The sequence below is a fragment of the Acinetobacter sp. WCHAc010034 genome (assembly GCF_001696615.3).
Lineage (GTDB): Bacteria > Pseudomonadota > Gammaproteobacteria > Pseudomonadales > Moraxellaceae > Acinetobacter.
The window spans coordinates 2978112-2990764 of sequence record NZ_CP032279.1; the positions used below are offsets into that span (position 1 = coordinate 2978112).

At 50.4% G+C, this 12653-nt stretch carries 10 protein-coding genes and 1 tRNA gene; 6 read left to right on the forward strand and 5 right to left on the reverse strand.

The window, feature by feature from the left end:
• Positions 1-46 precede the first annotated feature (46 nt).
• From ftsH to BEN74_RS15980, 3 genes are all read left to right on the forward strand, one after another.
• Positions 47-1936, forward strand: coding sequence for an ATP-dependent zinc metalloprotease FtsH (ftsH, locus tag BEN74_RS15970; RefSeq protein WP_068913607.1), 1890 nt, complete (start codon positions 47-49; stop codon positions 1934-1936).
• Positions 1937-2078: 142 nt separating this feature from the next.
• Entirely contained in the window at positions 2079-2933 is an 855-nt protein-coding gene (gene folP / locus BEN74_RS15975; RefSeq protein WP_068913609.1) for a dihydropteroate synthase, read from the forward strand.
• A gap of 105 nt (positions 2934-3038) precedes the next feature.
• Positions 3039-3353, forward strand: a complete 315-nt coding sequence (locus BEN74_RS15980) for a DUF5713 family protein (protein ID WP_068913612.1) — start codon at positions 3039-3041, stop codon at positions 3351-3353.
• Positions 3354-3380: 27 nt separating this feature from the next.
• Here BEN74_RS15980 and BEN74_RS15985 read toward each other — a convergent pair whose 3' ends face one another.
• The gene (locus tag BEN74_RS15985) at positions 3381-3764 is read right to left on the reverse strand and encodes a hypothetical protein (protein WP_068913619.1); all 384 of its coding nucleotides are present in this window, start codon (positions 3762-3764) and stop codon (positions 3381-3383) included.
• A 106-nt stretch (positions 3765-3870) separates the two neighbouring features.
• Positions 3871-3956 (reverse strand) — tRNA-Leu (locus BEN74_RS15990).
• 209 nt (positions 3957-4165) lie between these two features.
• Between BEN74_RS15990 and BEN74_RS15995 the strand changes: the two genes are divergently transcribed.
• Entirely contained in the window at positions 4166-5923 is a 1758-nt protein-coding gene (locus tag BEN74_RS15995) for an alkaline phosphatase D family protein (protein WP_068913811.1), read from the forward strand.
• 381 nt (positions 5924-6304) lie between these two features.
• On the opposite strand, the gene BEN74_RS16000 is transcribed toward BEN74_RS15995, so the two are convergent.
• Positions 6305-7039: a hypothetical protein gene (locus BEN74_RS16000; protein WP_068913621.1), complete on the reverse strand. Its 735-nt coding sequence runs from the start codon at positions 7037-7039 to the stop codon at positions 6305-6307.
• 161 nt (positions 7040-7200) lie between these two features.
• Here BEN74_RS16000 and BEN74_RS16005 point away from each other — a divergent pair, with 161 nt between their 5' ends.
• Positions 7201-7707, forward strand: a complete 507-nt coding sequence (locus BEN74_RS16005) for a hypothetical protein (protein WP_068913623.1) — start codon at positions 7201-7203, stop codon at positions 7705-7707.
• 118 nt (positions 7708-7825) lie between these two features.
• Here BEN74_RS16005 and BEN74_RS16010 read toward each other — a convergent pair whose 3' ends face one another.
• A complete protein-coding gene (locus BEN74_RS16010) occupies positions 7826-9145 on the reverse strand; it encodes a hemolysin family protein (RefSeq protein WP_068913626.1) in 1320 nt (439 codons plus the stop codon).
• Positions 9146-9270: 125 nt separating this feature from the next.
• Positions 9271-10260 carry a LysR family transcriptional regulator gene (locus BEN74_RS16015; protein ID WP_068913628.1) on the reverse strand — a complete coding sequence of 330 codons (990 nt, stop codon included), beginning with the start codon at positions 10258-10260 and terminating at the stop codon, positions 9271-9273.
• Positions 10261-10910: 650 nt separating this feature from the next.
• Here BEN74_RS16015 and BEN74_RS16020 point away from each other — a divergent pair.
• Positions 10911-12515 carry an isocitrate lyase gene (locus tag BEN74_RS16020; RefSeq protein WP_068913630.1) on the forward strand — a complete coding sequence of 535 codons (1605 nt, stop codon included), beginning with the start codon at positions 10911-10913 and terminating at the stop codon, positions 12513-12515.
• Positions 12516-12653 lie beyond the last annotated feature (138 nt).

Below are 12653 nucleotides of genomic sequence, written 5' to 3' on the forward strand. Positions count from 1 at the left end.
CCCTTGGTTGGGCATGATCGAATTAGATTGATATGGGAATAAAGCTTTGAGCGATCTTTTTAAGAATGCCGTGTTGTGGCTCATTATACTGGGCGTGCTGGTGCTGATCTTCAGCAACGTCAGTGACCGCAATCAGCCGACAGCGATGAACTATTCTGAGTTTGTGGCAGCGGTGAATGCTGGTCAAATTAAGCAGGTCACAATTGACGGCGAAAGAATCCGTGGCGAGAAATCCAACGGTTCTGAATTTGAAAGTATCCGTCCAGCGGTTCAAGATCCTGAACTGATGCCGAACCTGATTAAAAATAACGTTGTCGTTGAAGGCACAGCGCCGCAGCGTCAAGGTTTGTTAATGCAGCTTCTCATTGCTAGCTTCCCTGTGCTTTTAATTATTTTGCTATTCATGTTCTTTATGCGCAACATGGGCGGCGGTGCAGGCGGTAAAAACGGCCCGATGAGTTTTGGCAAGTCAAAAGCGAAAATGCTTTCTGAAGACCAAATTAAAGTGACATTTTCCGATGTTGCCGGCTGCGATGAAGCGAAGCAGGAAGTAGTTGAAATTGTCGACTTCTTAAAAGACCCGGCAAAATTCAAGCGTCTAGGCGCGACAATTCCTAAGGGCGTGCTGATGGTTGGCCCGCCGGGTACCGGTAAAACATTGCTGGCGAAAGCGATTGCCGGCGAAGCCAAAGTGCCGTTCTTCAGTATTTCCGGTTCTGACTTTGTGGAAATGTTTGTCGGCGTCGGCGCATCGCGCGTGCGCGACATGTTCGAGCAGGCGAAACGCCATGCGCCGTGCATTATCTTTATTGACGAGATTGACGCAGTCGGCCGCCACCGCGGTTCAGGCACAGGCGGCGGTCATGATGAGCGTGAGCAGACCCTGAACCAGATGCTGGTCGAGATGGACGGTTTTGAAGGCAATGAAGGCATTATTGTCATCGCTGCCACCAACCGCGCCGATGTGCTGGATAAAGCCCTGTTGCGTCCAGGCCGCTTTGACCGCCAGGTGATGGTGGGCTTGCCTGACATTAAAGGCCGCGAGCAGATCCTGAATGTCCACTTGAAGAAACTGCCGTCGACCACAGGCGTTGATGTCAAAGTGCTGGCGCGCGGTACGCCGGGCTTCTCCGGCGCGCAGCTGGCGAACCTTGTGAACGAAGCGGCTTTATTTGCTGCCCGCCGCAACAAGAACACAGTCGATATGCATGACTTTGAAGATGCGAAAGACAAGCTGTACATGGGGCCGGAACGCAAATCCATGGTGCTGCGCGAAGAAGAGCGCCGCGCGACTGCGTACCATGAAGCAGGCCATGCGATTGTCGCTGAAATCCTGCCGGGCACAGACCCTGTACATAAGGTAACGATTATGCCGCGCGGCTGGGCTTTAGGCGTGACTTGGCAGCTGCCGGAACATGACCAGACCAGCCATTACAAAGACAAAATGCTGAACGAGCTTTCAATCCTGTTCGGCGGCCGCATTGCGGAAGAGGTCTTCATTCATCAAATGTCGACCGGCGCTTCAAATGACTTTGAGCGCGCAACTAAAATGGCGCGCGCCATGGTGACCAAGTACGGCATGTCTGACAAGCTGGGCGTAATGGTGTATGAAGATGACTCTCAGCAGTCCTTCATGGGCAGCATCGGCAGCCGCACCATCTCTGAAGCGACGCAGCAGCAGGTGGATGCCGAAGTCCGCCGCATTATTGATGAGCAGTACCGCGTTGCGCGAGATATTCTTGAAAATAATCAGGATATTGCGCATGCCATGGTGAAAGCCCTGCTGGAATGGGAAACCATTGACCGCGAGCAGATCCGCGACATTATGGAAGGCCGCGAACCGCAGCCGCCGAAAGTTTATGTTGCAGAAAATCCTGTAATTGACGTAACGCCAACGGATGGCCCGGCAACGCCGCCGCCATTGCCGGCAAGCTGATTGCAGCTGAAATAGGAAAGAGCCTCAAGAGAGGCTCTTTTTTTATGGGCTGAATGCTGGCCTGCAGCCAGCTGAAAAGAATTCAGCCCTATGCCGGATGCAGAATTGCTAAAATGCCGGCAGCAACAACAGGAGCGATTGAATGCAGTTAATGCCTTTGCCAAAAAAAATCTTAGCGTGCGGAAACTTGAAGCTGGATTTGTCCGTGCCGCATGTCATGGGGATTTTAAATGTAACGCCTGACTCCTTCAGTGATGGCGGCAGGCATAACAGCAGGGAACTGGCGCTTGCGCATGCCCGGCAGATGATCGCCGACGGCGCAACAGTGATTGATGTGGGCGGGGAGTCGACCCGGCCCGGCGCATCCGCAGTAGAGGTGGAAGAGGAAATCCGCCGCGTGGTGCCTGTCGTGGAAGAATTGGCGAAGCTGGATGCGGTGATTTCGATAGATACTTCCCAGCCGGAGGTGATCCGCGCTGCAGTTCAAGCCGGCGCGCATATCTGGAATGATGTGCGTGCATTAACCCGCCCCGGCGCTTTGGAAACCGCGGCTGAGTTGAATATTCCGGTGATCATCATGCATATGCGCGGCGAGCCCACCACCATGAACAGCCTGAATCAGTATGATGATGTCACTGCGGATGTCATGCATGAGCTGCAGCAGCGCATCAATGACGCATTGCAGGCGGGGGTTAAGGCGGAAAATATCCTGATTGACCCTGGCTTCGGTTTTGCTAAAAATGCGCAGCAGAATTTAAAGCTGCTGAATGAGTTTTATAAGCTGAATGCCTTGGGCTATCCCATTCTGTCGGCGCTTTCGCGCAAGCGCTTTATCGGCGAAGCCTTGGGCGGCGCCGATGCGCAGAATCGCGCAGCCGGCTCTGTGGCGGCGCATCTATTCAGCCTGCAGCAGGGCGCCTGCATGGTGCGGGCGCATGATGTAAAGGCCATGGCGGATGCCGTTAAAGTCTGGCAGGCGGTGCAGGCTGCCGGATAAAGGAAGCCTGCGCGCTGTGCGGCGGAATTCCGCCGGGTTTTATTTGGTAAATTTGTGCCGATATGGTATACAGGCTCGCTTATTTTGTATATTTCGAGTGCCTGTATGTTTGCAGATTTACTTCTCCCTATGTTTGATGATGATTACTACCCGGATATTCTGGTTGCGGAAGTAAAGCAGTGCATCGAGCAGTTTGCCAAAAAGCTGGCGAAGCCTGAATTGTCAGACGCCGAGATCTACCATTTTGCCCATGAAGCAGTCATTGCAATCAATGCGATGAAGCCGCAGTTTGAAGATCTGGATTCGTCTTTGGATGATGCCGCCGCCGATTATATTGCTGAGGCCATGATGATGGCGGCGCAGTCGGAAGGCTATATGGAGATTGAAATGGAAGAGCTGATTGCAAATAGGGAGTGGTGAGCCGCCCCTATCTGCAATGCTAATCCGCTAGCTTCTCGGATTTTCCGCCGGCGCTGTAAGCTCATCGAGCAGATCGGTTAGATGGCAGCTCTCCCCGGGATGAAGCTCAGAAACCTCTTCTACAGTTAAATGATAAACCTCTTTTTCTGCATCTACATCGCCGAGTATATTGACCCAGAATTTTGGGTATCTTTTTAAATAGCCTGCAATTTTGGACTGGTCTTCTGCATGGTTAAAATGCATGGGATATTCATAGGCGGTTAAGTCGCAGCGCTTCAAAAACAGCTGGTTTGCGCGCTGGCTAACGGTTCCGGCAAAACTGTCATAAAATTTTTCCGCTTCAGGGCTTTCCGCCTGCGCTGCTGAAAAGGCCAGAAGCAGGCCGAGTCCGGCAAGGCTGTATTTTTTCATTGCTGTTTTTATCAGGGCTGTTATTGTTCGGATTATAAAAATTCGGGCATAAAAAAACCAGCATATTGCTGGGTTCTTTACTGCGCCATTTCAACAAGTATTAAAATGGTGCCCGAGGCCAGACTCGAACTGGCACGCCTTGTGGGCGGGGGATTTTAAATCCCCTGTGTCTACCGATTTCACCACTCGGGCATGTGCGCAATCATAGTAGAGGCTGTGCGGCTTGGCAAGCGGGAATCGCAGCAATTGGGTTAAATTTAGGCAAAACAGATGCTTAAGTTTAAAAAACCGCTGCATGATTCTGCCGGATAAGCGCTGTCATATTTAATTCATCATTCTGAGATCAAAGTGCAATAGGCCTTATTTATGTTAGGCTAAAAAACCGGATACTCAGACACATGATGAAAAGTAAAATTTCCCGCCGCGAAATGATTCAGAAAACCTTGGCGGGATTCGGGGCAGCAGGCTTGCCTATCGGGCTGACCGCCTGCGGCAGCGATGATGATCAAAACGGCGCCAAAGTGCAGTTCCTGCATGGGGTGGCCAGCGGCGATCCGCAGCAGGACCGGGTGATTATATGGACCCGCATCACCCCTGAAGATGAAAGCCTGCGCTTGGAGCTGGCATGGGAAATCGCGCAGGATGAGCAGTTTAAAACCTTGGTTAATTCCGGCAAAGTTCAGACCAGCAGCGCCGCTGATTTTACTGTGAATGTTGACGCTGCGGGGCTGAAGCCGGCGCAGCGCTATTTTTACCGCTTTAAATTCGGCAATGCCGTCTCTGCTGTCGGGCAGACCAGAACCCTGCCGGCCTCTGCGGAACAGGTCAGCTTTGCGGTCTGTTCCTGCTCAAATTATCCGGCCGGCTATTTTCATGTGTATAAGGAAATGGCCAGGCAGAATGTCGATGCGGTGCTGCATTTAGGCGACTATATTTATGAATACGGCCAGGGCGGCTACGCAACGGAAAATGCTCAAGCGCTGGGGCGGACGCTGGCGCCGGACAATAACAAGGAGCTGCTGAGCCTGGCGGATTACCGCAAGCGCTATGCGCTGTACCGCCTGGATGCCGATTTGCAGGCGGCGCATCAGCGCCATCCGTTTATTGTGATTTGGGATGACCATGAGCTGGCCAATGATGCATGGCGGGCCGGCGCCGGCAATCATCAGCAGGATGAAGGCGATTTTTTTGCGCGCAAGACCGCCGCGCTGCAGGCTTATTTTGAATGGATGCCGATCCGCCCTAAAACCGCCAATGACCATTTGAACATTTACCGCCAGTTCAATTTCGGCGATCTGGTGCAGCTGAATATGCTGGATACGCGCATTCTGGCGCGGAGCGAACAGCTGCACTATAAGGATTATTTGACCGCTGGCGGGCTGGATGCGCAAAAGTTCGCTGCCGATTTGCAGAGTTCGGCGCGGACCATGCTGGGGGCGGAGCAGCTGGGCTGGCTGCGCGCTTCTTTGGCGGAGTCTGCAGCCAAATGGAATGTTTTAGGCCAGCAGGTGCTGATGTCTAAGATGCTGATTCCGGCTGAAATACTGCTGATGCTGGAAAAAGTGCAAAGCGGCCAGGCCGGCCCGGGCGATTTGCTGGCGATTAAGCAGATGATTGATGAGCTCAGCGCGATTAAAATTAAGCAGATAATGGCGCCAGAGAGCTTAACAGCAGAGGAGCTGAAGCGCATCAAGACCGCAGCGCCTTATAATCTGGATGCATGGGACGGCTACGCTTATGAGCGCGAAATGCTCTACGGCGCCTGCAAAGCGCTGAATAAGCAGGTAGTGGTGCTGGCGGGCGACACGCACAATGCATGGCATTCAGCCTTGCATGATCAAGCCGGAAATCAGATTGGCATTGAGCTGGCGGCCAGCTCGGTTTCATCGCCGGGCCTGGAAAAATACCTGCAGATTAGCGATGCGGATTTGCATAAGTTTGAGCAGGCCTTCAGCCTGCTGATTGATGAGCTGGAATACTGCAACCTGAATCAGCGCGGCTATCTGAAAGTCAGCTTTGATGCGCAGCAGGTGAAATCGGAATGGATTTTTGTCAATACGGTGCAGCAGAAAGCTTATAGCCTGGATGCTTCAACGGCTGAAACCCGGCTGTTTGACGCAGCGCTGCAGCTTGTGCCGGATCTGGCGAAAACTGCATAAAATTACAGAATAATCAGCGCTGAAGCATAAAAAACCGGGCTGCATGCCCTAATGCCAGTCAGTTAAGAAACTGACTGGCTTTTTCTTTTTTAAACTTGCGACATTATTTGATACGCGGAAGCGTCATCCGCAACCTATCTGTCCTTTGAAATGGACTGTTTTTGCAACAAAATTATTTAAGTGCAGAAAGTGAACAGGTTTCGCGGATGACAAATGCTTTTGGTTCTTTTGGCGAATGAGAAACACTGTTTCGCAAGGAACAAAACGAGCTCCAAAAATTCGATTTAAAAACGGTAAGACTCCGTCGTGAATAGCCCCAAAAATTAAGAAGTTTATAGTAAAACTCCTTAACTGATCAGCATTACTGCATGCCCGGTTTTTTTATTTCATCATGCCGTCTAAATAAGTTTCCACATCTGCATGCTTCAGGCTTTTGCACAGCCGCTGCTCAAAGCGCAAAGCATCGGCATGCAGCTGCTGCAGGTGTTCCAGCTGCGGCTTTAAGCGCTGCGCTTTAGCTGAGCCGCGCTTGCTGAAAAACAGCCGGCATTGGATTTTCAGCACCTGTTTATAGGACCAGAAGCATACGCGGCGGGTTTCCTGCAGATAGTAGCGCTGATGGCTGCTGCTGTGCTCGCGGAATAAGTTTTCTTTATAGAAGCGCACAAAGCCGAAATTCATGGCCAGAATAAACAGCAGCGACTGCAGGAAGCTGCTTTCAATATAGGCGATATTGATGGCCTGAAGCAGAATAATGCCCGCCAGCTTGGCTGGGGTGTGGCGCAGCTGCCGGTACAGTGAAACCGAGCTGTGCTTCATCTGCTTGATCACGATGGGCGTAATCAGCATGAAAAACAGCATGATGCTCAGGACAGCTAAGCCCTGCGCGCGGAATCTGCCCAAATCCGGCCAGGCATTTTCCAGATAGGCGCCAAGGCTCATACTGATGGAAACAAAAATCATCGCCGCCAGCAGCCAGGGAATCAGCTCTTTCAGATTATCCAAGAGCCCTTTGGTTTTCATCATGCTGTACAGCAGGTAATTGCGCTTGAATGCGGCCGGGTACTGCAGCTTCAGCTGCTGCAGAAAGAGGGCGGCTTGTTGGTCTTTAATCATGCAAGGTGCAATGTTTCCAAAACTTGAAGTTCAATATAGTTTAATTTGCGCAGCAAGGCACCGGAATTTTGCGCTGATTCGCTTCAGGGCCGCAGATATTCCACTTTTGCCGGCAGAAATATGAGAAAATAGCTTTTTATAACTGTACTCACAGGCAGGCTATGGCTGACCAATCTCCTGAAAATTTAAGCGCTATTGAAATCTTAGATATTTTAACGTCTATGAAAAATGATGAGCTGGATGCTGAAGCAAAAGTCATTATCCGCAATGGCGGCAAAGCGGGACGTCAGGAGGCGCATAAGCAGGCCTTGGTGGCTTTAAGCCATTCTTTTGAAGAAAAATTTGTTGAAGCGGTGACTTTGGCGCTGCAGCTGAATGAAGCGCAAAGCAAGAAAATCCGCTATAAAAAAGACCGCATCCGCATTTTAAAAGCGCGCGGCATTGACTATCTGGCGATTGACGGCGCTGAAACAGCGCAAGTGCTGGCGCAGGTGGCGCAGGCGATTAGCCGCGAAGACGCGACCGTGACCCATGATCTGCACAATATTTTCCCTTTCTGGAAAGAAGGCTGGCCGATGGTGCAGTTTGACAACGCTTACAGTATTTTAGCGGAAGATATCGCCATTCATTATCAGGCGGTTTTAGATGCGCTGATCGGCAAGCGCTGATTGCGGATGAGTCAATGAAAAAGCGCCTTCAGGCGCTTTTTTACCGCCTGCATTTCGCAAAACAGCAAGAGAGTCAATTCAGGCGGCGGAGCAGGGCGCTGGAGAAACAGCAGCCAGCTTATTCCGCGTCCTGCGGCGCTTCCGGCTGTTCCAGCAGGCGGGTCACCAGCAGCTGGTCAATTTTAAAATGATCGACATCGACTACTTCAAACTTGTAGCCGTCGTAAATCACCGCATCGGCCGGACGCGGTATTTTGCGCAGGCGGTACATCATGAAGCCGGCCAGCGTTTCATAGTTCTCTTCATCCGGCATTTCATCGATTTCCAGCGCATGCTTAATGTCTTCAATCGGCGTGCTGCCGTCAATCAGCCATGAATTGTTGTCGCGCTTAATGATCTGCTGTTCGGCTTCAATCGGCGTGACCCAGTCGCCCATCACCGTAATCATAATGTCGGACAGCGTAATGACCCCGACAACTAAGGCGTATTCATTAATCACCACCGCAAATTTTTCTTTGGTGGAGCGGAAGCGGTCCAGCAGTTCCGACAGGGTCAGGGTATCTGGAATGGTCAGCACGTTGCGGATGGTGTTTTCGTTCAGCTGGAGCAGCGCCTGATTGTTCAGAATGCGCACCAGAATATCTTTGGCGTCAACATAGCCAATCACATCATCAATATTTTCGCTGCAGACCAGAAATTTGGAGTACGGATATTCGGCCAGCTTTTGGCGGATGCTGGCTTCAGACTCTTTCAGGGTGAAAAACACCACATTTTCACGCGTGGTCATGCTGGACGGCACATTGCGCTCTTCCAGCTCAAACACGTTTTCAATAAAGTGGTGCTCCTGCTTCTGCAGCACGCCGGCCTGCGCGCCGGCATCCATTACGGCGGAAATATCATCAAAGGTAATGTTGTCTTCGCGGGTGGTGTTGACCTTAAATAAGCGGAACAGCAGGTTGGCAATTGCGTTGATGATCCATGCCAGCGGGCGGCAGACCGTAATGAAAATCTGAATCGGGTTAATGACGGAAACCGCGATTTTTTCCGGGGCAATCATCGCCATGCGTTTGGGCATGAGGTCAGCAAAAAGAATGAACAGGGAGGTGACTAAAGTAAATGAAAGCGCAAAGCTGATTGTTTCAGCCCAGCTGCCGGCATAGAAGCGTGAAACCAATTCAAAGAAATAAGGGCGGAAAGCGCCTTCGCCTAAAATACCGCCCAGAATGGCGACAGCATTCAAGCCGATTTGCGAGGCTGCAAAGAAATCGGCGGAATTTTCCTGCAAATCCAGAACTTTCTGCGCGCGCTCATCGCCCGATTCTGCAAGAATTTTAAGTTTAACTTTACGCGCACCGGCCAGGGCGATTTCAGTTAATGATAAGAAACCGGCTCCCGCAATAAGGATGGCGATGATTACGATATTCTGGAAGAGGCTCACAAATCCACCTGCGGATCATCATTATTATGAATATTTTCAACACGGAAAAACTTGAGGGAATAAGCCAGTTATTTCCTCAAGTCACAGTATAAGCTTAAAAAAGAAGAATTTAAGATTAATTATGTTTAATAGTGCGAAAACTGGGAATTATTCAGCAGGAATTCGCGGTTTTCTTCTTCAATCATTTGGCGGGCAACGTACAGAATCAGCTGGCGCAGCCAGCGGTGCGCAGGATGATGGTGCAGCAACGGGCACCATGCCATCTTCAGTTCAAATTCCGGAATATAGAAAGGAGGATCTTTCAGCAGCAGGTTCTGGCTTTTTGCCTGCAGGCGCGCAATGCGTGTAGGCAGCGTCGCAATCAAATCCACATTGGAAGCCAGCAGGCCCGGCATTTGATAATGGCGGGTAAACACTGAAATTTTGCGCTTCTGGCCGATGCGTTCCAAAGCCTGATCAATCCAGCCTAAGCCGGCCTGCTTTTCCGGGTTGACGCCAAAGCCGACGCCCATGCCGGTTTTAGACACCCAGATATGCTGCGCATCCAAATAGCTTTTCAGGTTCAAGTTGCTGGAAGCCGGGTGCTTGCTGTTCAGCAGGCAGGAAAAGCTGTCGCGCCAAACCAGAACTTGGTGAAAGCTCTGCGGAATTTCATTGAAGCGGTTGATGGCAAGATCGACTTTGCCCTGTTCCATGTCGCGGTAGGACACATCGCTGGGGGTTAAAAAGTCCAGCACCACATTCGGCGCTTCAGAGCGCAGGGCTTTGACAAGGCGCGGAACCAGCGTGGCTTCGGCATAGTCAGAGGTCATAATGCGGAATACGCGGTTCGAGGTGTAAGGACGGAACTCTGTGCGCGGTTCCAGAATCATCGATAGGTCGGACAAGGCATCGCGGATGCGCGGCTGCAGTTCCAGGGCGCGTTCTGTCGGGGTCATGCCTTCAGAAGAGCGGATCAGAAGCGGGTCATTAAATAAGTTGCGTAAACGGCGGAGAATGTTGCTCATTGCGGGCTGGGTAACGCCCAGCTGCTCTGCGGCGCGGGTTACATTTTTTTCACGAAGAAGTACGTCTAGGTAAATTAGTAGATTGAGATCGACCCGCTCCAGATTCATAAAAAAAATACCGAAAATAAACTCATGAAATTATTTTGATTATGCCATAACAGCCATGTGTTGTGTAGAATGCCGATGAAAAAAAAGGCACTGGCCGGAAGGGGCAGAGCAGCATCCGCGGCTTGAAGCGCCTGATGTTCAGGCTGGGCTTAAGCCGGCATGATCCAGCCGGTTTTTGGCTTTGAATTTCACTGCGGCCGGCGCTTCCTCGGAAAAGCGCATCATGGCTGAATGATATCATTTCATGGCGCTGCCTGCAGGCTGCTGCCAGCCTTTTTTAGCTGGAGGGAAAGCGTCCCGAAAAGGCCGCACCGCAGCCTGAAATGCGCATTCAGGCAGCAATGCTATATGCCCAAGACTTAAGTCGAATAAAGAAAAATCCTGCGGAATGCATCATGCGCGCGCAATTTCCTGAAATTTATTATATAGTGAAAACAGCGGTTTAAGGAATTGAGCCCGAATCATAATACGACTTTAATCTACATATTTTTTAAATAAATACCGAAAATTAAGCCAGAATATTGGATTAATTTTTTAACTCAAACTAATCTGTATTCATCGTAACGAAGTGCTGTAAATCTGAACAAATACTATCAGTGCGGTTTAAGCCCTTCGATTGATGAAATCCTAATATTATTACAGGAAATATCATGACTACATACCAAACAGCGATTGATGCAATCCGCGAATTAAAAGCAAAATTCGGCAATACTTGGGCAGACATCAGTGCTGAAGATGCTGCGCGTATGCAACTTCAAAACCGTTTCAAAACCGGTTTAGACATTGCGAAATACACAGCTGCGATTATGCGTCGTGATATGGCTGCTTATGATGCTGACAGCAGCAAATACACTCAGTCTTTAGGCTGCTGGCACGGTTTCATCGCACAGCAAAAAATGATTGCGAACAAAAAATACTTCGGTACGACTGAACGCCGCTACATCTACCTTTCAGGCTGGATGGTTGCTGCGCTTCGTTCAGAATTCGGTCCGCTTCCTGACCAGTCTATGCACGAAAAAACTTCAGTGCCTGCATTGATCGAAGAAATCTACACTTTCCTGCGCCAAGCGGATGCAAAAGAATTAAACGACCTGTTCCGCGCGCTTAAAAAAGCGAACGAAGCTGGCGATACAGCTAAAGCTGCTGAAATCACTGCTCAAATCGACGGTTTCCAAACTCACGTTGTGCCAATTATTGCGGACATCGACGCTGGTTTCGGTAACGAAGAAGCGACTTACTTGCTTGCTCGTAAAATGATCGAAGCTGGTGCTTGTGCGCTTCAAATTGAAAACCAAGTATCTGATGCTAAACAGTGCGGTCACCAAGCGGGTAAAGTAACAGTTCCGCACGAAGACTTCATCGCTAAAATCCATGCATTGCGTTATGCATTCCTGGAAATGGGTCTTGATGACGGCATCATCGTTGCGCGTACTGACTCTGAAGGCGCTGACTTGACTCAAAAAATCCCAGTGGTTAAAGAGCCAGGCGACATCGCTTCTCAGTACATCAGCTACTTAGACACAACTGAAATTGACATTGCTGATGCTCAGGAAGACGAAATCCTGATCAAGCGTGATGGCAAGCTGCACCGTCCTAAGCGTTTAGCTTCTGGCCTGTACCAGTTCCGTGAAGGCACGCAAATTGACCGTGTTGTACTGGACTGCGTATCTAGCCTGCAAAATGGCGCTGACCTGCTTTGGATCGAAACTGCAACGCCAAACGTTGAAGAAATCGCTCACATGGTTAACCGTGTACGTGAAACAGTTCCAAATGCGAAGCTTGTTTACAACAACAGCCCATCATTCAACTGGACTTTAAACTTCCGTCAGCAAGCTTACGACCGCTGGGTTGCTGAAGGCAAAGACGTTTCTGCTTACGACCGCGCTAAATTAATGAGCGCTGAGTACGATGCTACTGAATTAGCTGCTGATGCAGACGCTAAGATCCGTACATTCCAAGCAGATGCTGCTCGTGAAGCGGGTGTGTTCCATCACTTGATCACACTTCCGACTTACCACACTGCTGCTCTTTCTACGCATGAGCTTGCACAAGGTTACTTCGGTTCTGAAGGCATGCTGGCTTATGTTGCTGGCGTACAGCGTAAAGAAATCCGCGGCGGTATCGCTTGTGTTAAACACCAGGCAATGGCGGGTTCTGACATCGGTGATGATCACAAAGAAATCTTTTCTGGTGACAACGCTCTTAAAGCGCACGATGATGCTAAAAACACCATGAACCAATTCGCTGCTCACTAAGCGCCGAACTGATTCAGAAAAACCCTGCGTAAAGCAGGGTTTTTTTTATGGCCGGAAATTGCGATTTCCGGAGGCTGCGCTTTGGCTGTGAGTCCTGCGCGGGCCGGCTTTACGGCTTCAGCGCGGACAGGGTGCAGA